Origin of the sequence: Formosa sp. Hel1_33_131 (genome assembly GCF_001735745.1) — a bacterium.
Taxonomy (GTDB): Bacteria; Bacteroidota; Bacteroidia; order Flavobacteriales; family Flavobacteriaceae; genus Hel1-33-131.
This window is the reverse complement of record NZ_CP017260.1, coordinates 966,512-990,546: the sequence shown is the minus strand read 5'-3', so window position 1 is coordinate 990,546 and position 24,035 is coordinate 966,512. Positions and strand designations below refer to the sequence as shown.

26 protein-coding genes are annotated in these 24,035 nt (G+C 37.3%); 16 read left to right on the top strand and 10 right to left on the bottom strand.

The features are described from left to right. Positions 1-5 precede the first annotated feature (5 nt). Positions 6-395: an HIT family protein gene (locus FORMB_RS04455; protein ID WP_069676308.1), complete on the top strand. Its 390-nt coding sequence runs from the start codon at positions 6-8 to the stop codon at positions 393-395. Here FORMB_RS04455 and FORMB_RS04450 read toward each other — a convergent pair. Next, positions 390-1,541, bottom strand: a complete 1,152-nt coding sequence (locus FORMB_RS04450; RefSeq protein ID WP_069676307.1) for a sensor histidine kinase — start codon at positions 1,539-1,541, stop codon at positions 390-392. The two genes, FORMB_RS04455 and FORMB_RS04450, sit on opposite strands and share 6 nt — an antisense overlap. A 152-nt stretch (positions 1,542-1,693) precedes the next feature. Here FORMB_RS04450 and FORMB_RS04445 point away from each other — a divergent pair, with 152 nt between their 5' ends. The 4 genes from FORMB_RS04445 to ppk2 (FORMB_RS04430) are packed head-to-tail and all read left to right on the top strand — an operon-like array spanning position 1,694 to position 4,393. Continuing rightward, entirely contained in the window at positions 1,694-2,068 is a 375-nt protein-coding gene (locus tag FORMB_RS04445; RefSeq protein ID WP_069676306.1) for a DUF3127 domain-containing protein, read from the top strand. Positions 2,069-2,106: 38 nt separating this feature from the next. Further along, on the top strand, positions 2,107-2,754 hold the full coding sequence (gene aat, locus FORMB_RS04440; RefSeq protein WP_069676305.1) for a leucyl/phenylalanyl-tRNA--protein transferase: 648 nt from the start codon (positions 2,107-2,109) through the stop codon (positions 2,752-2,754). Between the two features lie 17 nt (positions 2,755-2,771). Next, on the top strand, positions 2,772-3,620 hold the full coding sequence (gene ppk2 / locus FORMB_RS04435) for a polyphosphate kinase 2 (RefSeq protein WP_069676304.1): 849 nt from the start codon (positions 2,772-2,774) through the stop codon (positions 3,618-3,620). A 2-nt stretch (positions 3,621-3,622) separates the two neighbouring features. Beyond that, complete coding sequence (ppk2, locus tag FORMB_RS04430; protein WP_069676303.1) at positions 3,623-4,393, top strand: polyphosphate kinase 2; 771 nt, start codon at positions 3,623-3,625, stop codon at positions 4,391-4,393. Here ppk2 (FORMB_RS04430) and FORMB_RS04425 read toward each other — a convergent pair. From FORMB_RS04425 to FORMB_RS04405, 5 genes are all read right to left on the bottom strand, one after another. Further along, entirely contained in the window at positions 4,390-4,959 is a 570-nt protein-coding gene (locus FORMB_RS04425; protein ID WP_069676302.1) for a DNA-3-methyladenine glycosylase I, read from the bottom strand. The two genes, ppk2 (FORMB_RS04430) and FORMB_RS04425, sit on opposite strands and share 4 nt — an antisense overlap. Before the next feature lie 86 nt (positions 4,960-5,045). Beyond that, complete coding sequence (gene truB / locus FORMB_RS04420; RefSeq protein ID WP_069676301.1) at positions 5,046-5,735, bottom strand: tRNA pseudouridine(55) synthase TruB; 690 nt, start codon at positions 5,733-5,735, stop codon at positions 5,046-5,048. A 6-nt stretch (positions 5,736-5,741) separates the two neighbouring features. Then, entirely contained in the window at positions 5,742-6,530 is a 789-nt protein-coding gene (locus FORMB_RS04415) for an undecaprenyl-diphosphate phosphatase (protein WP_069676300.1), read from the bottom strand. Continuing rightward, a complete protein-coding gene (locus FORMB_RS04410) occupies positions 6,531-6,782 on the bottom strand; it encodes a DUF3098 domain-containing protein (RefSeq protein ID WP_069676299.1) in 252 nt (83 codons plus the stop codon). Positions 6,783-6,863: 81 nt separating this feature from the next. Next, entirely contained in the window at positions 6,864-7,742 is an 879-nt protein-coding gene (locus FORMB_RS04405) for a cell division protein FtsX (RefSeq protein WP_069676298.1), read from the bottom strand. A 158-nt stretch (positions 7,743-7,900) separates the two neighbouring features. Between FORMB_RS04405 and leuS the strand changes: the two genes are divergently transcribed. The 3 genes from leuS (at position 7,901) to FORMB_RS04390 (ending at position 11,751) form a co-directional block, all read left to right on the top strand. Beyond that, entirely contained in the window at positions 7,901-10,717 is a 2,817-nt protein-coding gene (leuS, locus tag FORMB_RS04400; RefSeq protein ID WP_069676297.1) for a leucine--tRNA ligase, read from the top strand. Continuing rightward, positions 10,707-10,979: a SemiSWEET family sugar transporter gene (locus FORMB_RS04395; protein ID WP_335583329.1), complete on the top strand. Its 273-nt coding sequence runs from the start codon at positions 10,707-10,709 to the stop codon at positions 10,977-10,979. Before leuS ends, FORMB_RS04395 begins: the two co-directional genes overlap by 11 nt. 79 nt (positions 10,980-11,058) lie before the next feature. After that, positions 11,059-11,751 carry a zinc metallopeptidase gene (locus FORMB_RS04390; RefSeq protein WP_069676296.1) on the top strand — a complete coding sequence of 231 codons (693 nt, stop codon included), beginning with the start codon at positions 11,059-11,061 and terminating at the stop codon, positions 11,749-11,751. Here FORMB_RS04390 and FORMB_RS04385 read toward each other — a convergent pair whose 3' ends face one another. Both FORMB_RS04385 and FORMB_RS04380 read right to left on the bottom strand, forming a co-directional pair. Continuing rightward, on the bottom strand, positions 11,752-12,213 hold the full coding sequence (locus tag FORMB_RS04385) for an Lrp/AsnC ligand binding domain-containing protein (RefSeq protein ID WP_069676295.1): 462 nt from the start codon (positions 12,211-12,213) through the stop codon (positions 11,752-11,754). It abuts the gene before it with no gap. Positions 12,214-12,276: 63 nt separating this feature from the next. Next, entirely contained in the window at positions 12,277-13,641 is a 1,365-nt protein-coding gene (locus FORMB_RS04380) for a saccharopine dehydrogenase family protein (RefSeq protein WP_069676294.1), read from the bottom strand. Positions 13,642-13,714: 73 nt separating this feature from the next. Here FORMB_RS04380 and FORMB_RS04375 point away from each other — a divergent pair, with 73 nt between their 5' ends. Continuing rightward, positions 13,715-14,104 carry a DUF423 domain-containing protein gene (locus tag FORMB_RS04375; RefSeq protein WP_069676293.1) on the top strand — a complete coding sequence of 130 codons (390 nt, stop codon included), beginning with the start codon at positions 13,715-13,717 and terminating at the stop codon, positions 14,102-14,104. Between the two features lie 118 nt (positions 14,105-14,222). On the opposite strand, the gene FORMB_RS04370 is transcribed toward FORMB_RS04375, so the two are convergent. Next, positions 14,223-17,087: a collagenase gene (locus tag FORMB_RS04370; protein ID WP_069676292.1), complete on the bottom strand. Its 2,865-nt coding sequence runs from the start codon at positions 17,085-17,087 to the stop codon at positions 14,223-14,225. A gap of 505 nt (positions 17,088-17,592) precedes the next feature. Between FORMB_RS04370 and pckA the strand changes: the two genes are divergently transcribed. The 7 genes from pckA (at position 17,593) to FORMB_RS04335 (ending at position 23,158) form a co-directional block, all read left to right on the top strand. Continuing rightward, positions 17,593-19,200 (top strand): phosphoenolpyruvate carboxykinase (ATP), encoded by a 1,608-nt coding sequence (pckA, locus tag FORMB_RS04365; protein ID WP_069676291.1) that lies wholly within the window; start codon positions 17,593-17,595, stop codon positions 19,198-19,200. A 154-nt stretch (positions 19,201-19,354) separates the two neighbouring features. Beyond that, positions 19,355-19,741, top strand: coding sequence for a hypothetical protein (locus FORMB_RS04360; RefSeq protein ID WP_157498074.1), 387 nt, complete (start codon positions 19,355-19,357; stop codon positions 19,739-19,741). Next, positions 19,741-20,295 carry a crossover junction endodeoxyribonuclease RuvC gene (gene ruvC / locus FORMB_RS04355; protein ID WP_069676289.1) on the top strand — a complete coding sequence of 185 codons (555 nt, stop codon included), beginning with the start codon at positions 19,741-19,743 and terminating at the stop codon, positions 20,293-20,295. The genes FORMB_RS04360 and ruvC overlap by 1 nt, the downstream gene beginning before the upstream one ends. A 10-nt stretch (positions 20,296-20,305) precedes the next feature. Continuing rightward, the gene (locus FORMB_RS04350) at positions 20,306-20,836 is read left to right on the top strand and encodes a YfiT family bacillithiol transferase (RefSeq protein WP_069676288.1); all 531 of its coding nucleotides are present in this window, start codon (positions 20,306-20,308) and stop codon (positions 20,834-20,836) included. A gap of 18 nt (positions 20,837-20,854) precedes the next feature. Then, a complete protein-coding gene (gene hemW / locus FORMB_RS04345) occupies positions 20,855-21,979 on the top strand; it encodes a radical SAM family heme chaperone HemW (protein WP_069676287.1) in 1,125 nt (374 codons plus the stop codon). 37 nt (positions 21,980-22,016) lie between these two features. Next, positions 22,017-22,784, top strand: a complete 768-nt coding sequence (locus FORMB_RS04340; protein ID WP_069676286.1) for a cyclase family protein — start codon at positions 22,017-22,019, stop codon at positions 22,782-22,784. After that, on the top strand, positions 22,784-23,158 hold the full coding sequence (locus tag FORMB_RS04335) for an MmcQ/YjbR family DNA-binding protein (RefSeq protein WP_335583328.1): 375 nt from the start codon (positions 22,784-22,786) through the stop codon (positions 23,156-23,158). Before FORMB_RS04340 ends, FORMB_RS04335 begins: the two co-directional genes overlap by 1 nt. Here FORMB_RS04335 and FORMB_RS04330 read toward each other — a convergent pair. After that, positions 23,142-23,984, bottom strand: coding sequence for an AraC family transcriptional regulator (locus FORMB_RS04330; RefSeq protein WP_069676285.1), 843 nt, complete (start codon positions 23,982-23,984; stop codon positions 23,142-23,144). The genes FORMB_RS04335 and FORMB_RS04330 overlap by 17 nt on opposite strands. Between the last annotated feature and the right edge of the window lie 51 nt (positions 23,985-24,035).

Here is a 24,035-nt window from a genome sequence, read left to right as displayed (position 1 = left end):
AGCCCATGAGTTCGATTTTCACCAAAATAGTTAACAAAGAAATACCCTGTTATAAGGTCGCTGAAACGGCCAAATTTTTAGCATTCTTGGATGTTAATCCCAATGCCAAAGGTCATACGCTTTGTATTCCAAAAAAAGAAGTCAATAAGATTTTTGATTTAGATTCTTCGGACTACTTAGAATTGATGGATTTTTCAAGAACCGTTGCCCTCGCCATAGAAAAAGCAGTCGACTGCAAACGTGTTGGGATGACTGTGATTGGACTAGAAGTGCCCCACGTGCACGTACATTTGATTCCTTTAAATAGCATGGAGGATGCGCAATTCATCAAAAAAGAAATATTGCTTCCAGCAGAATTTGAAGCTCTAGCAAAAAAAATCACCTCTTTCTTATAAGCGTTTTAAACTAATTCGAAGTGTCGTGCCTTCCCCAGCCTCAGATTGAAATACTCTAATTTTTCCTTTGTGATATTCCTCAATAATTCGTTTGGAAAGAGACAATCCTAATCCCCAGCCGCGTTTTTTAGACGTATATCCTGTTTCAAAAACCTTACTAAATAATTTTTTAGAAAGCCCTTTTCCAGTGTCACTAACATCTATTAAAACCAACGCTTCTGTAGCCTGTATAGAAACCTCAATATGGCCCTCACCTTTCATGGCATCGATTCCATTCTTAACCAAATTTTCAATGGTCCAACTGTAAAGTTCGGGGTTCAAAGCGACTAAAATGTCTTCCTCTGGAGCATTCATTTTAAAGGTGATCAACTTGCTACTTCGAGATTCCAAATAGTCAAAAGACTCTTGTGTTGCCGTTACAATATTGGTAGTCTTTAATAGAGGAATTGACCCAATTTTACTAAAGCGTTCAGTAATGGTTTCTAAACGATGAATATCTTTTTCAATCTCAGCAATGTAAGCCGGATTCACAGCTTCTGATTTTAAAAGTTCGGTCCAGCCTATAAGCGAAGACAACGGCGTTCCAATTTGATGGGCGGTTTCCTTAGCCATTCCCGTCCAAAGTTTATTTTGAGAAGCCGTTCTTGAACTCTTATAATAAAAATAGACAATCCCACTAAATAACAAAAAAATCAAGACAAGTGCAAAGGGATAATACTTCAGTTTGTTCAGTAAATCAGAATTCCCATAGTAGATCGTCGAGAGTGTTTCGCCTTCATAAATAAATTCAATAGGAGTGTTTTCGTTGCTAAATTTTAAGCTTAAACTTTTGAGATATTCTTGATTATTATCAGACAGTTGTTGAATATTTTTAGATTGAAAACTACCCTCAGAATTTTCAATAATCATCGGAGTCGTGGTATTGCTTTGAATTATTTTTAAAGGAAAATCACTTATATTTCCGTTGAGGTCAATAATCTTTCCAAGCTCGTTTTGTGCTTCAGAAAAATTCTCCATTTTGATGCGCTCTTCTTCCTTGAATTTTTGAAAAAAGCGATAGGTATTCCATAAAATCAATGAAATAATTAGGAATGAAATGGCAATCGTTACCCAGCGTAAAACATGTTGTTTTGATGAAATTTTCATTGGTATATTTTTTTCAATTCTAAATATAATGTATTTATCGTGAATTTATTGTTTTATATTATCGCTTTCTACTTTTAGTTAGACTCATAATTTGTTAAATTTGTATATATTTAAAAAATTCTTTACATTAATCGTCAATTTTAAAAATAAAAATGGAAATACAAGGAAAAATCAAACTTATCGGAGAAACACAATCTATTGGTTCTAATGGATTTAGAAAACGTGAATTGGTTGTCACTACAGAAGAACAATATCCACAACACATTATGGTGGAATTTGTTCAAGACAAAACAGATCTTTTAGATAGCTACCAAGTTGGACAGCAAATAAAAGTAGGGATCAACTTACGTGGAAGAGAGTGGATCAACCCACAAGGCGAAGCAAAGTATTTTAATGCGATTCAAGGATGGCGTATTGATAATTTACAGCAAGCTGCTCCTGCCAATGCCGCAGCTGTAGCACCTGCACAAGCTTTTGAGCCTGCAACAGATTTGACAGCAGACGAGCCAAACGATTTGCCGTTTTAACAAACGTTAAAACAAGGAACACTTCAATATAAAAATGTATGAAGTGGCTAAATGAAACCATAGAATTTCCACCATTGACAGAAGCAAATTCAGAAGGGCTTTTGGCAGTTGGTGGTGATTTGTCTCCAGAACGCGTCCTGTTCGCTTATCAAAATGGAATTTTTCCTTGGTATGAATCGGATCAACCCATATTGTGGTGGGCGCCAGATCCTCGTTTTGTGCTATACCCTCATAAGCTGAAGGTTTCGAAAAGCACGAAACAAATTTTGAAAAATCAATCTTTTGAAATTACTGTAAACCGTAATTTTAAAGAAGTTATCCAAGCTTGTGCCAAAGTAAAACGAGAAGCGCAATCCGGCACATGGATTACAGATAAAATGATTGAGACTTATTGTGAATTACACCAAAGAGGGATTGCGAAATCTGTGGAGGTGTGGCAAAACAAAAAATTGGTAGGCGGGTTGTATGGTGTTGAATTGAATGACACAATTTTTTGTGGAGAAAGTATGTTTAGTTATGTGAGTAATGCTAGTAAAATTGGGTTTACAAGCTTTGTTCAAAACTCAAAGTATAAACTTATTGACTGCCAGTTGCATACCAATCATCTTGAAAGTTTAGGTGCAGAGTCTATTTCAAGAATAGAATTTATGAAGTATTTAAAACCTCAAATACTATTAAATAAATAATTAAAATTAATTTGCTTATGCTCACTCAAAAAGATTTTGAATCATATTCGGGAATAAAATCGTTTAAAAAGACCATAAAGTCTAAAATTACGAAATCAAACTATGGGTCGCTTATTGAAACCATCGACTACGAGTCAGAACTGTTAAAGCTTCAAGCCGAATTGGTTGAATTACAACAATGGACTGCCAAGCACAAAAAACGTGTTTGTGTGCTATTTGAAGGACGGGATGCTGCTGGAAAAGGAGGTGCCATACGTCGTTTTACCGAACACCTAAACCCCCGATCCATGCGCGTTGTAGCACTTACCAAGCCAACAAAAATTGAAAAAGGACAATGGTACTTTAGACGCTATATAAAAGAATTGCCAGACCCTGGAGAGTTGGTGTTTTTTGACCGAAGCTGGTACAACCGTGCGGTGGTGGAACCTGTGATGGATTTTTGTGGAGAAGAACAATATAAAAAATTCATGTTGCAAGTGCCTGAATTTGAACACATGCTTTATGAAGATGGCGTGATTATCATCAAATTTTGGTTTTCAATTTCAAAAGAAGAGCAAGAAAGACGCTTCAATTCTAGATTAAAAAACCCTTTAAAGCAGTGGAAATTTAGCCCCGTTGATAAAGAAGGACAGAACAGATGGGACAAATACACCTTTTACAAAGAACAGATGTTCAGTAAAACACACACCTCAATTAGTCCCTGGATTATTATAAAAACGAACAACAAAAAACAAGCGCGCTTGGAAAGTATACGACACGTCTTATCTCATTTTGATTACGACCGAAAAGGAATCTCACATACCACGGTACTTCCCGATCCAAATGTTGTGCAACGCTATCACAGAATGATCACTCAAATCGATTAGTTATGGAAGAGTTAACACCAAGAAATTTAAAAAGACTGAATAGTAAACGGGGACTTCAATTGTTTCTGAGTGAGGATGATATGACGATTCCCAAAGCGTTACGGATTTTGAATCACGAATCCAAATTAGAACGACTCCAAGAAGAATTGATCAAACTCCAACAATGGGTGGAGGCTGAAGGCGAAAAATTAGTTGTTATTTTTGAAGGTCGAGATGCTGCTGGAAAAGGCGGCGCAATTCGACGGATCACTCAACATTTAAATCCTAGAGAATTAAATGTAGTCGCCCTTTCAAAGCCAACCGATGAAGAAAAAAGTCAATGGTATTTTCAACGTTATATCAAAAACTTACCCCGTAATGGTCAAATCACTTTCTTTGATAGAAGTTGGTACAACCGTGCAGTGGTAGAACCCGTCAATGGATTTTGTACACAAAAGGAATATGAGGTATTTATGAATCAGGTGAACCAATTCGAAAAAATGATTATCGATTCTGGAATTCGGGTTGTAAAATTTTATTTCTCTATTTCTAAAGATGAGCAATCAAGACGTTTTGAAGATATCAAATCGAGCCCTGTTAAAAAATGGAAATTCAGTAAAGTGGATGAATCGGCTCTAGAACTTTGGGACGATTATACGTCGTATAAAGCCAGAATGTTTGAGGAAACAGATACTGAAATAGCTCCTTGGATTATCATTAGAGCCAATAGAAAAAGTAGAGCGAGAGTTGAGGTTATCGAGAAGCTTTTAGAACTGATTCCTTATAATAATTAAACCTCATTATATCGGAAACAAGTTGTTTCATGATCGTTGACCATTCCCGTGGCTTGCATGTGGGCGTACACAACGGTGCTGCCTACAAACTTAAATCCACGACTTTTTAGATCTTTACTTATTTGGTCACTCAAAGGCGTATTTGGGGGTGCTTTTTTATAATCTACGACCGCATTTTTTATTGGTTTACCATCTGTGAATTTCCAGATATAGTTGCTAAAACTCCCAAACTCTTTTTGAATTTCAATAAAGGCTTGAGCATTAGAAATCGCCGCTTTTATTTTTAATTTATTTCGAATAATGCCTTTGTCTATTATTAAGGCATCAAACTTAGCAGCATCGTAGTTTGCTACTTTCGTATAGTCAAATGCATCAAAAACAGCTCTAAAATTTTCGCGTTTTCGTAGAATGGTAATCCAGCTTAAACCCGCTTGAAAAGTTTCTAAAATCAAAAACTCAAACAACTTTAGATCATCATACACAGGAACACCCCATTCCTCATCGTGATAGGCTTCATAGAGCGGGTCTCCCATACACCATCCACAACGTTGTTTTTGCTTTAACATGCCCTAAAGTTATAAAAAACTCATTTCTAAAAAGAATGAAAAACGAATTAAATTTAATTTTTCTCTAAATCCGAACCTTTGTAGTTTTAACTCAATTCTGAAATAAATTCATCAATTGAAATGGCTTTTTCTACGGAGAAGTCTCCGATTTTAGTACGACGAAGTGCAGATAAATGTGCCCCTGATTCCAGTGCTTTCCCAAAGTCATAGGCCAATGAACGGATGTAAGTTCCTTTGCTACAGCTGACGCTAAAGTCCACTGTTAGGCCCTCTATTTTTGTAATTTCAAACGCATTAATCATAACTTTTCGAGAGTCAATTTTCACAGCTTCTCCAGCGCGCGCAAATTCGTACAAACGTTTGCCTTCTTTTTTTAAGGCAGAAAAAACAGGTGGAAATTGATCAATCTCCCCTATAAATTTTTTGGTGGTTTCATGAATTAATTCAGGCGTAATATGTGCTGTTGGAAACTCCTGATCGATTGCTGTTTCAAGATCATAGGAAGGCGTAGTACTGCCCAAAACAAATGTGCCCGTATAGGTTTTGATTTGCCCTTGAAAAGTGTCGATTTGCTTTGTCATTTTGCCAGTACAAATCACTAAGAGTCCGGTTGCTAACGGATCTAAAGTCCCTGCATGGCCTACTTTAATTTTTTTTAAATTGAAAGCTTGACGAATGTGCCAACGTAATTTATTAACCACTTGAAAGGACGTCCATTCTAAGGGTTTGTCGATCAACAATAGTTGTCCGTCTAAATAATCTTGAACCGTTTTCATTTTGAATTAAAGTGTTATGATAATGGCTAAAATACCGACGATGCAACAGTAATACGCAAAGTATTTTAATTGACTATTTTTAACCAAAAGAATCATTAAGGTACAGGCAAAAAGTCCTGCGACAAAGGCCGCTATAAACCCTGCGGACAGGCTGCCAAAATTATCAGCATTATAACTCAAATCACCACTGATAAGGTCTTTTGCTATTTTCCCAAAAATAAGTGGTATCACCATTAGAAATGAAAAGCGTGCCGCTTTTGATTTGTCATTCCCCAGCAATACTGAAGTTGAAATGGTTGCCCCCGAGCGTGAAATCCCTGGAAGCATCGCAATGGCTTGTGAAATTCCAATGATAAAAGCATCCCAAAACCCTACTTTTTTATCGGTTGTTTTAGCTCGATCTGCCATAAATAATAACAAAGCCGTCACGATCAGCATGACCCCAACAAGTAGGATATTACTCCCAAAAAGCGCTTCTAACTCCTCTTCAAACAGGATGCCGACGAATCCAGCAGGCAGCATGGAAATCATTATTTTTACAATAAACTGCGTCTCCTCATTCCATTCAAACTTGAACAAAGCCACAAGCATGGTAACAATGTCTTTTCTAAATATAATTAAGGTACTCAACGCCGTTGCAAAGTGGAGTACTACCGTAAAAATTAAACTGTCTTCGGGGATGGAGTCATCGCCCAATAGGGCTTTTCCAATTTCTAAATGCCCACTAGAGGATACTGGTAAAAACTCGGTAAGTCCTTGTATAATTCCTAATAAAATACTGTCAAAAAGATCCATTTATTTTTTGAAATTTTTAAGGATGGCATAAATCTGGATTCCAAATCCTATTAAAATAAGCGTTGGTGCCACTCGTATTCTTTGAGAGTTAAAGATTTCAGGATTAAACACATTTGGATCATCGGAACCGCCGCCCGCCATCAGGATAAATCCCAAAGCGATAAACCCAAGACCAATAAACATCCATTTGTAATTTTGTCTTTCAAAAATAAAATTCTTCTTTGTGGTTTCTTTTCGTTTTTGTTCTCCCATAATTAATTAAATTTTGTGAATGTACTAGTGTTCATTAAAACTAAAAAAAGTAGTTTAAATTGTTTTTGACAGTGGGGTCTATTAATAATAAAGTTGATCGGTTTTTAGATTTAAAAAACGTTGTGTTGCGAAAAAGGTGCTCCACCAAGTAATTAAAATTCCAACTATAAAGATGGAGCCAAACAAAGCACCAATAAACAATTGATTTTGAATCAAATCAAATTCAGGAAATGATTTATCCACATAATAGACGACTGCTCCCATACCAATAAGAGCTAAAAGTGAGCCGATAACTCCAAGCCGAATACTGCGCCAAATAAAAGGTCGGCGGATAAATTTTTTGGTCGCGCCCACCATTTGCATGGTCTTGATTGAAAAGCGTTTGGAATTCACTGCCAAACGAATGGAGCTACTTATTAAGAGTACTGCAATTCCCGTAAAAATTCCGCTGATGATTAAAATCCATAAACTCAAACGTTTTACATTGCTATTCATTAAAGACACAAGGTCTTTGTCATATTTAATATCTTCGACAAAGTTTTTTTTCATTGTGCTTTCTGTGATGCTGTCCAAGCGACGGGCGGTCACAAAGTCGGCTTTGAGGTTCACTTCAATCGAATTTTTCAAAGGATTGTAACCAACATCGTCTAAAAAATCTTCCCCATATTCTAATTTCATAAAATCCGCTGCAGACTCTTTTGAAATAAATTTTGTCTGTTTTACGTAGTCTGAAAATGCCAAACTTTTTTCGAGCTGTTTTATTTCAACTTCTTTAGAAGAGTCTTCTAAGTAGATGGTCAAAATGACCTGTTCTTTAAAATTATCAGAAACCGATTTTGCGTTGATCACCAACAACCCTAGGATTCCCAATAAAAATAGGACCAAAGCAATGCTAAGCACGACCGAAAAATAGGACGAAATTAAACGGCGTTTCTGATGTTTTTCAAAAGATGAACTCATAGCAAATGTCTTACGAATGTAAAAGTATAAAAAAACTTACTTAAATGGCTAGTAATTCCCTGAAAACAAATTAACATTTGCCTGCAGAGGTGTTTCGGGAAGCATAGTTTTTTACTTGCCAAATAAACCGTAAATTTGCGCCTATTAATGACGTTTATATGATGTACAATTTCAATGAAATTGAGGCCAAATGGCAAAAATACTGGGCAGAAAATAAAACTTTTCAAGCCGATAACCATTCCACGAAACCCAAATATTATGTCTTAGACATGTTTCCTTACCCTAGTGGTGCAGGGCTTCATGTGGGGCATCCCCTTGGTTATATTGCGTCTGATATTTACGCGCGCTACAAACGCCATAAAGGGTTCAATGTATTGCATCCGCAAGGGTATGATAGTTTCGGGTTGCCCGCAGAACAGTATGCCATCCAAACGGGGCAACACCCAGCGGTGACTACCGAATCAAATATAAAAACCTACCGAAGACAACTCGATCAAATGGGCTTTTCGTTTGATTGGTCAAGAGAAGTGCGAACATCTTCACCAGATTATTACAAATGGACCCAATGGATTTTTATCCAATTGTTTAATTCTTGGTATGATAATTCATCCAATAAAGCACAATCTATTGAGACACTAGAAACGTTATTTTCTACTCAAGGAAATGCAACAGTGGACGCCGTCTGTGATGAAGGGATCGAAGCGTTTAAGGCTGAAGAGTGGAATGCCTTTTCGTCGGAACGTCAACAACAAATTTTATTACAATACAGATTAACATATTTAGCAGAAACAGAAGTGAACTGGTGTCCAGAATTGGGAACCGTTTTAGCGAATGACGAAATCGTCAACGGCGTTTCCGAACGTGGTGGCTACCCTGTCATCCGAAAAAAAATGACCCAATGGAGCATGCGAATTTCAGCCTATGCCGAGCGTCTTTTACAGGGTCTTAACACCATCGATTGGACGGATGCTTTGAAAGAAAGTCAGCGAAATTGGATTGGAAAATCAGTAGGTGCTTCTGTGGTGTTTAACCTTAAAGAACACGCTTCAACGATTGAAGTGTTTACCACACGACCCGACACCATTTATGGCGTGTCGTTTATGACGCTTGCGCCTGAGCACGAATTGGTGAATCAGATTACCACCCCCGCTCAAAAATCAGCAGTGGACGCCTATGTGTTGGCAACTGCCAAACGCAGCGAACGCGATCGAATGGCAGATGTAAAAACCATTTCAGGTGTATTTACAGGAGCTTATGCCGAGCATCCCTTGACAAAAAAACCCGTTCCTGTTTGGGTAGGCGATTATGTTTTGGCAGGCTACGGAACAGGTGCTGTGATGTCAGTGCCCTGTGGAGACCAGCGCGATTATGATTTCGCGAAACATTTCAACATAGAAATTCCAAATATTTTTGAAGGCGTTGACATCAGTGAAGAAGCCTATACCGATAAAGCCAAGGCGATTATTGCTAACAGCGATTTTCTAAATGGACTCGAATATAAAGATGCCTCTAAAAAAGCCATTGAAACCTTAGAAGCAAAACAACATGGTTTAGGAAAAACAAATTACAGACTCCGAGATGCGGTATTTTCCAGACAGCGGTATTGGGGCGAACCCTTTCCTGTGTATTACGTGAATGGATTGCCACAAATGATTGCTGCAGAACATTTGCCAATCAGTTTGCCAGAAGTTGAAAAATATTTACCAACCGAAGAAGGCGAGCCGCCATTAGGTCGTGCCGATGTTTGGGCGTGGGACACCACTCTGAACAGTGTTGTAGCAAACAGTCAAATAGACCATCAAACCATCTTTCCATTAGAACTCAACACAATGCCTGGATGGGCGGGAAGTTCTTGGTATTTCAACAGGTATATGGACGCGCATAATTCCAACGAATTCGCAAGCTCTAAAGCTTTGAATTACTGGAAAGAAGTGGATTTGTATATAGGAGGTAGCGAGCATGCAACCGGACATTTGCTCTATGCGCGTTTTTGGCAAAAATTCCTGTTTGATTTAGGCGTTGTGCCTGTGGATGAGTTTGCTAAAAAACTGATCAATCAGGGAATGATTTTGGGAACGAGTGCGTTTGTAGGAAGAGTCGAAGGAACCAATACGTTTATGTCTGTAGATCAAATTACCACCGAATCTATTCAGTGGATTCATGCAGATGTATCTTTTGTAAATGCATCGGATGAATTAGATATAGAGGCGTTTAAATCTTGGAGAGAAGAGTTTAAAAATGCAGAGTTTATCTCGGACAGTGAAGGCCTTTTTAAAGTAAAAAGAGAGGTCGAAAAAATGTCTAAATCCAAATACAATGTCGTCAACCCCGATGCGATTTGCGAACAGTATGGCGCCGACTCCCTCCGTTTATACGAAATGTTTTTAGGGCCATTAGAACAATACAAACCGTGGAATACGTCTGGAATAACAGGCGTTCATAATTTTCTAAAAAAATTATGGAAACTATATATTAGTCAAGAAGGACTTAAAATCACAGAGATGGAGCCTTCAAAGGAGGATTTAAAAACCCTTCATAAAACCATTAAAAAAGTCACCGAAGACATCGAGAACTTCTCGTTTAACACCTCGGTCTCAACCTTTATGATTGCCGTGAATGAGCTCACCGCTCAAGGCTGTGTATCCAAAGAAATTTTGGAACCGCTATTGGTATTGATCGCGCCGTATGCACCACATATTGCAGAAGAATTATGGGCGCAGTTGGGACATTCAGAATCGATCACAACGGCTGAGTTTCCAGAATTTGACGCCAGTCACCTAGTGGAAAGCACTAAAGCCTATCCCATTTCCTTCAATGGTAAAATGCGATTTACGATCGAATTGTCATTGGATTTAAGCAAAGAGGACATAGAAACGGCTGTGATGGGGGACGAGAAAACCCTCGTACAATTAGATGGGCGCGTTCCGAAAAAAGTGATTGTTGTACCCGGTAAAATTGTAAACATTGTTGGATAATATAGATTCTATCGAAGTCATAGGGCTCATCGCAGCTTGCTTGACCACCTACGCGTTTTTGCCTCAAGTTTATAAAACGTGGAAAACAAAAGATGTATCAGGCTTTTCATTGCCTACCTTTTCTTTGTTTTTTATAGGCATTGTATTTTGGTTGGTGTATGGGGTTTTAAAAGACAGCCTGTCAATGATATTGGCAAATACGATTACTTTGGTGTCGTCATTTACCCTGTTGGTTTTTATTTATAAATTCAGAAAACGTTAAAATATATTGTCAATTTTTCAGTTTTAAAAATTGGTATTATTTTTGAGGACTTAATAAAAATAAACCTAAAACAAATATTATGGGAACCTACTATCTTATTCTTGGAGCCATTGCTTTAGTGAGCTGGCTTGTGAGTTCAACCTTAAAACGCAAATTTGCAACCTATTCAAAAATCCATTTACGCAACGGGATGAGTGGTGCTGAAATTGCTGAAAAAATGCTTTTAGATCATGGTATTAAAGATGTAAAAGTCGTCTCAACAGCGGGTCGCCTCACAGATCATTACAACCCCAGAGATAAAACAGTCAACCTAAGTGAAGCCGTTTATAACGAACGAAATGCTGCCGCTGCCGCAGTTGCTGCTCACGAATGTGGTCATGCAGTACAACATGCTCAAGCCTACAGTTGGTTACAATTGCGCTCAACTCTTGTGCCTGCTGTGAATATTTCCTCAAAATTATCCATGTGGTTGATTATCGGAGGTCTAATTTTAGGCTTTGGAGCGGGTGTTGGCTTGGGCTATTGGGTGGTTGTTTTGGGCTTTGTGTTGATGGCGGTTGCCACAGCGTTTAGTTTTGTTACCTTACCCGTAGAATACGATGCGAGTAACCGTGCATTGGCATGGTTGAAAAATAAACACATGTTGTCTCAAGAAGAATTTAAGGGCGCCGAAGATGCACTCAAGTGGGCGGCACGAACCTATTTAGTAGCAGCATTGGGGTCGCTTGCAACTTTAGTGTATTGGGGTTTACAAATTTTTGGAAGCGACTAGTTATATTTTAATTTGGCGATCAATTTGTTGATCTAACGAAATAAAGGTTTCTGTTCTTGAAACTCCTGAAATCGGTTGAATTTGTTTGTTTAAAACTGACATTAGGTGCTCATTGTCTTTACATAGAATTTTGATTAATACACTCCAATTTCCAGTGGTGTAATGGCATTCTATGACTTCAGAAATTCTTTTGAGCTGCTTGACAGCGTCTGAGTTATTTTTGGCTTTGTCTAAAAACACACCCACAAATGCCATGGTTGTATAGCCTAAAACTTTTGGATTCAACACAAACTTAGAACCTGCAATAAGTCCAGAGCTTTCTAATTTCCGCAGCCGTTGGTGAATGGCAGCACCTGAAATCCCAATAGAACGTGAAATTTCTAGCACAGGAGTTCTTGCATCTTTCATCAGTGCTCTTAGAATTGTTTTGTCAATACCGTCAATTTCTAGGGTTTTATTCATTTTTTACTCGAATTACTATTTTATAAACCAAAAGTATTCAAATTATTTCAATTTATAACTAAATTATTCATTTAAGGGGTTATATCCTAGGTATTCACTCTCTTTTTCGTTAAATATGACACCAAATTCTTTTAACTCATTTAATACAGGGGTGTAGAATTCTTTTTTAGTAGGTATTTGAACGCCATAGCTTTGTATTTTGTTGTTTAATATAGCTAAAGTAGCTATTGCAACGGGCAATCCTACGGTTTTTGCCATCGCAGTAAATGTTTGGTCTTCGCCAGTACAGACCATTGTTGCATCAATTTGATGTTTTTTACCATCCAATTCATAACCAAACTTGTGATACATCACAATCATGTCTTTGTCTTCTGGACTCAACGTCCAACTGTCTAAAAGTATTTTTTGAAGAATTTGTGCGGGCGTGGCATTTTTCAATACCACTTTTTTATTGGCATTAAAGACATCCAGTTCTTCTAGTTTCTCCCATACAATATCATCCTGATCAATTTTTAATTGATACCTTAATTTTAATTCTACAGAATCTGTAGGACTGTAAGGCAAAAACGAATTCACAAAACTTCGGTAGCTCATGTTTTCGCTATCTGCAATCGTATAGCTGTCATCCGTCATTCCAAGAACTACAAAAATTTGCCAAGCCCTGCTAAAACCAACCCGTCGAACCGTTCCTCTGTACAATGTCTTGATGTCTTCCAATCCATATACCTCTTGATATTTAAGCGAATCTCTATTGGCATAGGCCTCAAAGCGTCCGTAACCTTCTACTTCCAAAAACTCCGTACGCCTAAACAAGCGGTGGTAAGGGATGTATTTAAACTTTCCTTCTTGAAGGAACTTTGCAGCACCGCCTTGTCCCGCCAATACCACATTGCGAGGATTCCAAGTAAATTTATAATTCCAAAGGTTTGTGTCACTTTCAGGGGCCATCAAGCCTCCTGTAAAAGATTCAAAAAGAAGCATCTTTCCACCAGCCGCTCTAATGCGATCGATCACCTGCATTGCACTCATGTGATCAACCCCAGGGTCCAATCCAATCTCATTTAGAAATATTAAATTTTTAGCTTTTGCTTCTGTATCCAATGCCTTCATTTCTTCACTGACATAAGATGCTGTTACCAGATGTTTCCCGAATGCTAAGCAATCTTTTGCGACCTCTATATGAAATCTAGCAGGCAACATAGATACCACGATATCTGCATTTTGAACCGCCTTTTCGCGCGCGGCTTTGTCAAAAATATCAAGCTTAAGTGCGTTTGCATTGGCGTGGTTTCCAATCAATTTATCAGCATTTGAGATTACTAAATCACCAATGGTGATGTTTAAATTTTCTGAAATCGATTTATCTAAAAAATATTTTATAAGGTAAGATGCAGACTTGCCTGCTCCGATGATTAAAATGTTTCGCATATTGATGATAGATTCTTACTTTTGTGATTAGTTTGACGACTAAAGTAGAAAATATAATACTTTATAAAACAAAATGGACAGAAAAATATTTTTATTAGCGTGTGCTACAGGAGGACTTGGCGTTGTTTTAGGTGCTTTTGCCACGCATGGTTTGAAACCCTTGCTTAGTATTTCAGCATTTGAGAGCCTTAATACAGGCATTCGCTATCAAATGTACCATGCTTTTTTGTTGTTTTTTATTGGCATCACCACGCAGATCAAACCCAAACAAAAATCGATTTTGTTTAAACTCATTCTCATTGGTGTTTTGTTGTTTTCGGGTTCTATATATTTATTAGCGACCAATGATTTGACTTCCTTTAATTTTAAAGTTATTGGATTCATCACGCCTGTTGGAGGATTGTTTTTGATCACTTCATGGGTGCTTTTATTCAACTATTTTTTAAAAAAAAATAGTTTGTGAGAATTATTAGTAGTCCTTTTAAAATTATACAGTTCACGAAATTTTGTTTAAAAACAAATACAAAAAAAAGGCTGCCTTTTCGGACAGCCTTTTAATAAAAATAAATATAGGATTGCTTCTACAGAACAACTAACTTCTTCGTCACGGTTTTATTATCATCTTCAAGAGCGATGAACCTCATGGTATAAATACCAGTGGCTAAATTCAATTCAAGTGTACCTTTCCCTGAATTATCAGTAATGACTTTAGAAAGGTTCGTTTTTTGCCCAGTTATGGTATAAGCTTCAATTTTTAAATCTCCAATTCCTTTAGGATAAGTAAAATTAACAATCGTACTTGATGTCGGGTTTGGAAAGAATCGATATGAAAATTCACTATCAAATTCACCTTCAGGCGATTTATTAGATAAATTTTCTAAGGAATAAGCACCTCTATTTGAACTAGAACTTGATCTTTCACCAACAGTAGCTGTTAACCCGTTAACATAGAAGGTTTGTTTCCAGCTCGTGTAGTCTCGAGAAATAGCATCCATTAAAGAATACCCACTCTTGTAGTTTGACACAGATTTTGAAATTGCATATCGGTTGTTTCCATCTGGATTTATAGTTAGCATATAGTAACCATTGCTCTTTGGGAAAATTGAAAAAGTTTTTTCTTTATTATCTGTAATAGGGCCCTGTTTTAGATATTTAGTATTGTCTGCAGCGTTGATTTTTAGATATTTTTTTGATCTCTGTGATTTGATATAGAACTCATTTTCAAAATACACACCATATTGCCTAAGATTATAAGTATGGGTTTTATAATTATTTATAGGCTCTAGATCAAATTTTTGATTACTACCTCCATGCCAACTATATGTAATAATTGGAGCTTCATCACTCCACGAACCTCCAAAAACATCAAAGTATCTATAGTCATCCATACATTTTATATAATATGAGCCGTTTACGGCAAAATGTGATCCTGAAGCCCAATGGCTAAAATACTTAGCGTAAGGGTTTACTTTTGCTTTTAAAATTGAGACGGAGGATGTTCTTAGCTGTTCAGCAGTGAGCCCTTTTAAAGTTTCTCCTATAGAGCGTAGTTTTGATTTATCTTCATCAAAGAAAAAAGCCCACAAAACACTCGGATTATTATAGATGTCTTGATATACCCAGTTTTTAAAAGATTGCTCAGGAATATCAATTATTTGTGATGGAGTTTTACGATTTGATTTAAAACCGTTTATCGAAGTTTGAAAATGACTCTTTCGGTTGTCTAAGGAAGAATATATCAACCCCTTTTGAACTAAATCTGCAGTTCCCTCAATCCAAGCGATAGAAACATCTGGATGATACCCTCCAGCTTTTATGAATTTACCATCCAAAAAATGCCAAAATTCATGTCCTGCATTCCAAGTTGCCCATTGCCCATCAAGATCAAATCCATAAAAGAATAAATTGGCGGTATTATTTACAACACTAGGATCGCCTTCTAGGAAAAGCCCTCCATTTTTTGTGCTGATTCCAAAAAGAATACCAGCATGTTCACTATAATCGGCTTTGCTTTTGTGTACCCATACATTAAGTCTTGTGGTTCTGTCACCTGTAGCAGGGGTTAATTGGTTTTCCGCCCCAAAGATTTCTTTAAATATCCCCCAAGTCTTTAACAATTCTGTTTCTACCTGTACCAATTGTGCAGATGAGACGTTGCCTAATAGTTTTATGGTTATTTGATTATTATAGATGGTAAATTCTCGTGTTCTATAATAGAGAGAGCGCTCGATATTATCTTTCCAGTCACCAATGTCAAGGTCACTTTGATAATCAATAACACTGGATGACTTACCATAAATAGTTAGATATGAACTAGCGTTGTATATTCTATTCAAATTCATTAGCATAGTTTTTGCCTTCGTATAAAATTTGTTGTTTTTATCTTTCAAATAACGTCCTACTTCTGATATCGCATTGAGCAAATAAATACCACCCTTTAGTTTATTTCCTATATATTCAGCTTGGCTATATTGATATATATTTTGGTTAATGAAAAATTCAAATGCACTACAAAGATTATTAGTGTTGTCAACGTAACTTTCTGCTAAAATAAGTTTCTTATAATGTTCATAATGCCATGTTTGTGTTTTTAATAACAAGAGTTGAGCTTTATTACTTTTAGTAGAGGATGTGTAGTTGGATAGTTTTGACAGTTTATAAACGATTTTTGCTACAGTTTTACCAATATATGCATGTTGATTGTTATTCAAGTTTGAGAATCTATTTGTAAAACCACCATTGTTTAACTCTATAAATTCGGCTAAGAAGGTCAAAAGATCATTACTAGGTTCTGCCAATGCAGTTGTTGTGTTGAAATCCCAATTTATGAAGCTATAATAGTTGTCAGCTAAAGTTTTATAAAGTAAAGAAGATAACTTGGTTTTTAGAGTTACCTCATTCGGAGAGGTAACCTCATCATTGTAAAAAGAATAGGAGTCATAAAAATTGATATAACTACCAGCCCTCAAATAATAGACCAAACTAAGCATTTTTTTTAACTTGGCTGTTTCCCCCGGTGTCCAGCCAGTTGCCAAAGTTTTTAGTCTATCCGCTATATAATACATGTTTTTAGCTTTGTAAAATGAGCGCTTAGCATAATCATAGCCACTACTTAAATCAGCTCTATAAAAACAACTCTCATCCTGTGATTTAATTATTTGATTATATAGCGAATTGGAAGTATACAGGTAAACGGATAGGATGTTAAACCCACAACTACTTGCGGAATTGACATTAGAGCTCCTTGTTAATCCTTGGGAAGCACTGTTTAAACTGCTAATTGGAGGACTATCATTAATAGGGTAGTCAAATTGACATTCTGTGAAAGAAGTCGTGGTTTCGCCCCCAGGTCCTTCTACAGATTCTCTTTGGGCATTGATTAGTCCAGTCACACCAAAAATTAATGCTACTAAAACTAATCTCTTAATTGAAATTTGTGGTTTCATAAGTAATGTTTTTAAATATTAGTTGAAATAATAGGAAGAAAATTATTAAGGTCTAATTTTCATTTTCCTCAAATTATTATGGTTGCCCAACAATTTAAAGTAAATACGTTGCGTTATTGCATAATAATTAAATCGATGTATAGTCGATTTTAGGTCGGTTTTTTTAATATTATCACAATTACCTAACAATTTAAAGTACAACTGTAGACTTATGATAATTAAATCAATTTTAAAGTATAATTGATTTGGGTCTGTAAATTAAGCGGTGTTTAATACGCCAATCATGAAGGTCTAGCATCCTCATGATTAATTACTTAGCTAGTGTCAACATGCAAATCTAATGTTAAATTAAGCATCACATCAATAGTATATTGCCTTATAATAGTATAATATTATCCAATATACTTTAAATTGCTTTATGTTACAATTTTATAATTTTAACACTTCTTTGACAGTCATTTAATATTATTCAATACTTTTGTAGGATTAAATAATTTTGATATTCATGACACAACCACCACCTGCTACGAAAACGATTTCGTTAAACCCCTACGGTATAACGTCCTCAAAAGCACATTACCAACTATCCCCAAATCAACTTCACGCTCTTACAATTGCAAAAAAACAAGGCCTTGAATCCAGTTCAGGCGCCTTGGCAATCCAAACGGGCGAGTTTACAGGACGCTCCCCAAAAGACCGATTCATTGTTAAAGATGCCATTACCAAAGAGCGCATTTGGTGGGGAGATGTAAATATTCCATTCGCACCAGATGACTTTGACGCCCTCTATGCTAAAGTGACCAGTTATCTTTCTGGAAAAGAAATTTTTGTACGTGATAGTTACGCTTGCTCGGACCCTGCATACCGCACCAATATTCGAGTGATTAACGAATATCCTTGGAGTAATTATTTTGCCTATAATATGTTTTTAAGACCGACGGATTCTGAATTGAAAGATTTTGATCCGGAGTGGACGGTCATCAATTCCCCTGGTTTTATGGCGGATCCCAACAAGGACAGAACCCGTCAGCATAATTTTGCCATATTAAATTTTACAAAAAAAATAGCCCTTATTGGCGGTACTGGATATACAGGCGAAATCAAAAAAGGTATTTTTTCGGCTTTAAATTTTATACTTCCAGTATTCAAAAACACACTGCCCATGCATTGCAGTGCCAATGTTGGGAAAGACGGCGATACCTCCATCTTTTTTGGACTTTCAGGAACGGGAAAAACAACACTTTCTACCGACCATCACCGTCATTTAATTGGCGATGACGAACATGGCTGGACCAGTGAAAACACCATTTTTAACTTTGAAGGCGGTTGTTATGCTAAGGTCATAAATCTCTCTAGAGATAATGAACCTGAAATTTTCGATGCGATTAAAAAGGGTGCCATTTTAGAAAATGTTGTGATGGATGCGAACGGCAAGGTTGATTATTCAGACACCACCATTACTCAAAATACACGGGTAAGTTATCCGCTTGATTTTATCGATAATATTCAGCCCAATTCGATTGGCAAAAATCCTAAAAACATATTTTTCCTTACCGCCGATGCGTTTGGCGTGTTGCCTCCCATCTCTAAATTGACGCCTGGTCAAGCGGCTTATCACTTTATATCGGGTTATACCGCTAAAGTAGCAGGCACCGAGGCGGGGATTACGGAACCTGTTCCTAGTTTTTCTGCCTGTTTTGGAGCGCCTTTTATGCCTTTACATCCCACTAAATACGCTGAAATGTTGAGTGCCAAAATGAAAGCAACCGGCGTCAATGTTTGGTTGGTAAACACTGGATGGACTGGCGGCCCTTATGGTATTGGAACGCGCATGAAATTATCATTCACCCGTGCCATGATCAATGCAGCGATGGATGGCTCTTTAGAAGCCGCAAACAAAGATAATTATCACATCCATTCCGTTTTTGGAGTGCTTCAGCCTAGAGTGTGCCCCAATGTACCAACAGAAGTGTTGAGCCCTCGAAAAACATGGAAGAATGACGAAGGATTTTATAAAACGGCTCATAAATTAGCAGCCTCTTTTAAAACGAATTTCAAAAAATTTGAAAGCTATGCCAATGATGAAATCATGGCTGGAGGACCAAAAGTCTAATCTAATTTGGTTTTTATCTATTTAAAAAATAAAAAATTGTAATTTTAGGGTTCACAATGAACCAATGAGATATTTAGTTTTTGTCTTACTTTTCTGTTCTTTTTATTCATGTAATTATTATGAAAAAAAGAGACTCGATTCTGATACGATTTTAATGGAAGAATTAAAAACGTTCAATTGGAATGAAGTCGATCGCTACCCGAATTTTGAAAACTGTACGGATTCGATTGATTTTCAGGACAACAAAAAATGTTTTGAACAAACCATTACAACCCACATTTCTGAATATTTTAGCACCCAAAACATCATCGTAACGCAAACAGTGAGCGATACAATTACCATCGATTTGTTGGTATCCAATAGCGGTGAGATTCAAATCTCTCAAATTCAATCACAAGAATTGACCACACAACAAATCCCAGGTTTGGATTCCATTTTAGGTCGGAGTTTAAAAGGACTCCCAAAATTACACCCCGCGATTAAACGAAGTCAACAAGTGCAAACGGCATTTCAATTGCCAATAATTCTTAGAGTAGATTAATGCCAGAAGAAAAAATTATATTAGGGATTGACCCCGGAACCACGATTATGGGATTTGGATTGATTAAAGTCAAGGGAAAAACCATGGAGTTTTTACAATTGAACGAGTTACTACTTCAAAAGTACGACGATCATTATTTGAAACTCAAACTTATTTTTGAGCGTACCATTGAATTGATTGATACATTCCATCCCGACGAAATTGCGATTGAAGCTCCCTTTTTTGGTAAAAATGTTCAAAGTATGTTAAAGCTCGGAAGAGCGCAAGGCGTTGCCATGGCTGCCGGACTTTCGAGAGAAATTCCGATTACGGAGTATTCTCCTAAAAAAATCAAAATGGCTATTACTGGAAACGGAAATGCCAGTAAAGAACAAGTTGCTAAAATGCTGCAAAGCCTTTTAAGTTTAAAAGAATTGCCTAAAAACCTCGATTCAACCGATGGATTGGCGGCGGCGGTTTGTCATTTTTATAACCAAGGAAAAGTCACTGGTGGTAAAAGTTACACCGGTTGGAGTGCCTTTGTGAAGCAAAACGAAAGCAGAGTTAAAAAATAAACCCCCTATTATGGACATAGAAGCCCTCAAATATCCTATTGGAAAACCGAAGATTCCCGCCAAAATTGAACCCGCGCATATCCAAGACTGGATATTGACGATCCAACAGTTTCCTTCGTTGCTGACTAAAGAAGTGATGCAGCTTACAGACACCGAACTTTGTTATAAATACCGCCCAGAGGGTTGGACCATTCAACAAGTGGTTGGACATTGTATCGATAGCCACATGAACAGCATCATCCGTTTTAAATTGGCATTGACCGAAGACAACCCCACCATTAAACCTTATGACGAGGCTCCGTGGGCAGAGCTGTCTGACACCTTAAATTTTAGTGTTAAAAGCGCAACCACACTTTTGGCTGGAATCCATCAGCGGTGGGTGTTTTTATTAGAACAATTAGAGACCGCACAGCTAAAAAGAGCCTATCTCCATCCTGAGGGGAATGAACTGGTTACTTTGGAAGAAGGCTTAGCAATTTACGCTTGGCATTGCAATCATCATTTACAACACATTGTCAATGCGAAAGCATTCAAATATTAATTTAAAAATTTCACTTTAGTGTCTGGTATTTATATCCACATTCCGTTTTGTAAAAAAGCCTGTCACTATTGTAACTTTCATTTTTCGACGAATCAAAATTCCAAATCGGCATTTATCAAAGCGGTTTGTAAAGAGCTGATGCTCCGCAAATCGGAATACGCATCCGAAGAAATTCAATCCATTTACTTCGGAGGTGGCACTCCAACCGTGTTAGAAGTTTCGGAGCTTGACGCAATTCTTCAGACGGTTTACGAACATTACAACGTGTCTGATACGCCTGAAATCACCCTTGAAGCCAACCCAGATGATCTGGGTACAGAAAAAATAAAAGCACTTTCACAAACAAAAATCAACCGATTGAGCATCGGCATTCAATCCTTTCATGAGTCTGATTTAACAGCTATGAACAGAGCGCACAACGCTGACGAGGCTAAAAAATGTTTAGAAATTGCCACAACCTATTTTGATAATATCACCATCGATTTAATGTTTGGAATGCCCACAATGTCAGTTGCACTGTGGCGCCAAAATTTACAAACTGCTTTTGGATTTGGAATCAAACACCTGTCTTGTTACGCCCTCACCGTAGAGCCAAAGACTGCCTTGGAGCATTTTATCAATAAAGGAAGTCATCCCCCAATGGATGATGAGTTGGCAGCCAAACATTTTGAGGTTTTGCTACAAGAAACTGCCACACAAGGATTGACCCATTATGAAACCTGTAGTTTTGGACATCTTGACTATTTTTCAAGACACAATACAAGTTATTGGTTGGGGAAAACCTATATGGGTGTGGGGCCGTCGGCACATTCGTTTGATGGTGTCCAAAGAAGTTGGAATATTTCTAACAATTCCAAATACATAAAATCATTGGAAGCCGATCTGCGGCCGTATGAGTCGGAAGTTTTATCTGTTGAAAATAGATTCAACGAATACATCATGACCGGTTTGCGAACCATCTGGGGCGTTTCTCTTGAAAAAATTGAAACTGATTTTGGGGTAAAAATTAAAACTCAATTGCTTGAGAACTCAAAAAAATTCAGAGCCTCAAAAACCCTTATTTTAGAAGAGAATCATTTAAAAATCACAAGAACTGGGAAATTTCTTTCGGACGGCATTGCCTCCGATTTGTTTTTAGTGTAATTAAATTTATTAAATTTACGTAAAGCATAATTTTTTTATGAAAGCAATTATTCAAGCCAACAGCCGTACTTACACCATTTATATCGATCAGCCTTTGGATATTTCTATTCCATTTCGTGCGTCTAAAGAGAATGTAAATGCATGGTATTTGCCACCGCCTAAAATATATCCAGCCAAAGTGAAGGAATGGACTGGAAGTGTCAAAGAAGGTGCTGCGGTTAATTTTAATACCATCGAATTTAATCCGCATGCGCATGGAACGCACACCGAATGTGTGGGACATATCACTGAGGAAGTTCACACAATTAATGCCTGTTTGACTCAATTTTTGTTTGTGGCGGAAGTCATAACCGTGGTTCCAGAATCTTTAGATGGCGATTTTATTATTTCCGAAAAACAACTGCGCTATGCGATAGGCAACAAAAAAAGAGAAGCGGTGGTGATCCGAACACTTCCCAATACAACGGATAAACTGAACCGACAATACGCGCATACAAATCCGCCTTACCTTACGGAAGCCGCGGCTATTTACCTTCGTGAAAAGGGGGTGAAGCACTTATTAGTAGATACCCCAAGTGTGGATAAAGAAAAGGACGATGGACAGCTTTTGGCGCATAAAGCCTTTTGGAATGTTGACGGCGAAATGCGCATGGATGCAACGATCACGGAGCTGATTTATGTCCCGAATTCAGTGTTGGATGGGAAGTATATTTTAAATATTTTAATTGCACCCTTTGAAAATGATGCCTCGCCCAGCAAGCCAATTCTATACAAATTATACGATAAAGAAACCCCAAAACCCTGATGATACCCATTGATGCCATCCAATCCTTTTGTTTAAAAAAAGAACAATCCACCGAAGAATTTCCTTTTGATGAAAGCACCTTGGTGTATAAGGTTTTAGGAAAAATATTTGCACTGTGCCCATTGGAAGCGTGGGAGCAAGGCAAGCCCTCTATTACCTTGAAATGCGACCCCGACTATGCCGACGAACTCCGCAACGATTACGATTCCATTCACTCTGGGTTTCACACCAATAAAAGACATTGGAACACCATTTATTTGAGTAACTGCAGTTTTTCCCCTGAGTTTCTTTTTGAACTGATTGACCATAGCTATGCCATGGTGGTTAAAAATATGCCCAAAAAATTAAGCAGTCAACTCAAATCAACTTCTTAAAGTCTGAAGGACTCAGCGTTGTGACGGTTTTGAATTGCTTGTTAAAATTTGAAATATTTTTAAATCCACACTGATAGGCCACATCAAAAATTCGTAGGTCCTTGTGTTTTCGGATCAGTTTACAGGCATGCTCCACACGGATTTCTTTTAAAAATTCAAAATAGGTTTTATTGGTTACTTTTTTAAAATATTTACAAAACGAATTTTTAGTCATGGCGGCCACTTGCGCCACGGCTTCAAGAGACACCTCTTTGTCGTAATTTTCAAAGGTATATTCCAACACATCGGTCATTCTTTTTCCTTCAGTAGGGCTGTATTTTCTGTCATAAATAAGAGAGGATAAACGTTGGTGTTCTGCGGTGGATAGTATTTTCAGAAGTTCCAAAAACACCATAAACCGCTGGAGTTTGGTGGCTTTATGAATTTTAGAAAATAATTTTGATGCGATATTTGTGGACGCGATGAGTTTAAACCCATAGCTTGATTTCTCAAAAAAGGAACGCAATTCTTGGGATACTTCCAAGTCAAAAAAATCAGTTCCAAAAGAATTTTTGGTAAAAAAAAGGGATCGCATTTTTGAGATGGACGACGCCCCCACATCGGATTTAAAAACATGGGGCATAAAACCTCCAATCACAATCACATCGCCTTTTTTATAGTGGTTTATGGAATCTCCAACCACAAGTGTGCCTTCACCACGGAGGATATGACATATTTGAATTTCTTCGTGTTGGTGCAATTTTTCATAGAAAAATGGCCCTTGATCTTGTTGGTAGATGAGGGTTGATTCTTTTGTTTTGGGAATGATAAAAGAAACAATGTTCATGCTTCAAAGTAACTAAATAATATTCTAATATAGAAAGTATTTATTAAATAT

Bases quoted from the DNA above. Each gene is read 5' to 3' on its own strand.
- FORMB_RS04455 (WP_069676308.1), top strand. From the start codon at position 6: ATGAGTTCGATTTTCACCAAAATAGTTAACAAAGAAATACCCTGTTAT.
- FORMB_RS04450 (WP_069676307.1), bottom strand. From the start codon at position 1,541: ATGAAAATTTCATCAAAACAACATGTTTTACGCTGGGTAACGATTGCC.
- FORMB_RS04445 (WP_069676306.1), top strand. From the start codon at position 1,694: ATGGAAATACAAGGAAAAATCAAACTTATCGGAGAAACACAATCTATT.
- aat (WP_069676305.1), top strand. From the start codon at position 2,107: ATGAAGTGGCTAAATGAAACCATAGAATTTCCACCATTGACAGAAGCA.
- ppk2 (WP_069676304.1), top strand. From the start codon at position 2,772: ATGCTCACTCAAAAAGATTTTGAATCATATTCGGGAATAAAATCGTTT.
- ppk2 (WP_069676303.1), top strand. From the start codon at position 3,623: ATGGAAGAGTTAACACCAAGAAATTTAAAAAGACTGAATAGTAAACGG.
- FORMB_RS04425 (WP_069676302.1), bottom strand. From the start codon at position 4,959: ATGTTAAAGCAAAAACAACGTTGTGGATGGTGTATGGGAGACCCGCTC.
- truB (WP_069676301.1), bottom strand. From the start codon at position 5,735: ATGAAAACGGTTCAAGATTATTTAGACGGACAACTATTGTTGATCGAC.
- FORMB_RS04415 (WP_069676300.1), bottom strand. From the start codon at position 6,530: ATGGATCTTTTTGACAGTATTTTATTAGGAATTATACAAGGACTTACC.
- FORMB_RS04410 (WP_069676299.1), bottom strand. From the start codon at position 6,782: ATGGGAGAACAAAAACGAAAAGAAACCACAAAGAAGAATTTTATTTTT.
- FORMB_RS04405 (WP_069676298.1), bottom strand. From the start codon at position 7,742: ATGAGTTCATCTTTTGAAAAACATCAGAAACGCCGTTTAATTTCGTCC.
- leuS (WP_069676297.1), top strand. From the start codon at position 7,901: ATGATGTACAATTTCAATGAAATTGAGGCCAAATGGCAAAAATACTGG.
- FORMB_RS04390 (WP_069676296.1), top strand. From the start codon at position 11,059: ATGGGAACCTACTATCTTATTCTTGGAGCCATTGCTTTAGTGAGCTGG.
- FORMB_RS04385 (WP_069676295.1), bottom strand. From the start codon at position 12,213: ATGAATAAAACCCTAGAAATTGACGGTATTGACAAAACAATTCTAAGA.
- FORMB_RS04380 (WP_069676294.1), bottom strand. From the start codon at position 13,641: ATGCGAAACATTTTAATCATCGGAGCAGGCAAGTCTGCATCTTACCTT.
- FORMB_RS04375 (WP_069676293.1), top strand. From the start codon at position 13,715: ATGGACAGAAAAATATTTTTATTAGCGTGTGCTACAGGAGGACTTGGC.
- FORMB_RS04370 (WP_069676292.1), bottom strand. From the start codon at position 17,087: ATGAAACCACAAATTTCAATTAAGAGATTAGTTTTAGTAGCATTAATT.
- pckA (WP_069676291.1), top strand. From the start codon at position 17,593: ATGACACAACCACCACCTGCTACGAAAACGATTTCGTTAAACCCCTAC.
- FORMB_RS04360 (WP_157498074.1), top strand. From the start codon at position 19,355: ATGGAAGAATTAAAAACGTTCAATTGGAATGAAGTCGATCGCTACCCG.
- ruvC (WP_069676289.1), top strand. From the start codon at position 19,741: ATGCCAGAAGAAAAAATTATATTAGGGATTGACCCCGGAACCACGATT.
- FORMB_RS04350 (WP_069676288.1), top strand. From the start codon at position 20,306: ATGGACATAGAAGCCCTCAAATATCCTATTGGAAAACCGAAGATTCCC.
- FORMB_RS04340 (WP_069676286.1), top strand. From the start codon at position 22,017: ATGAAAGCAATTATTCAAGCCAACAGCCGTACTTACACCATTTATATC.
- FORMB_RS04335 (WP_335583328.1), top strand. From the start codon at position 22,784: ATGATACCCATTGATGCCATCCAATCCTTTTGTTTAAAAAAAGAACAA.
- FORMB_RS04330 (WP_069676285.1), bottom strand. From the start codon at position 23,984: ATGAACATTGTTTCTTTTATCATTCCCAAAACAAAAGAATCAACCCTC.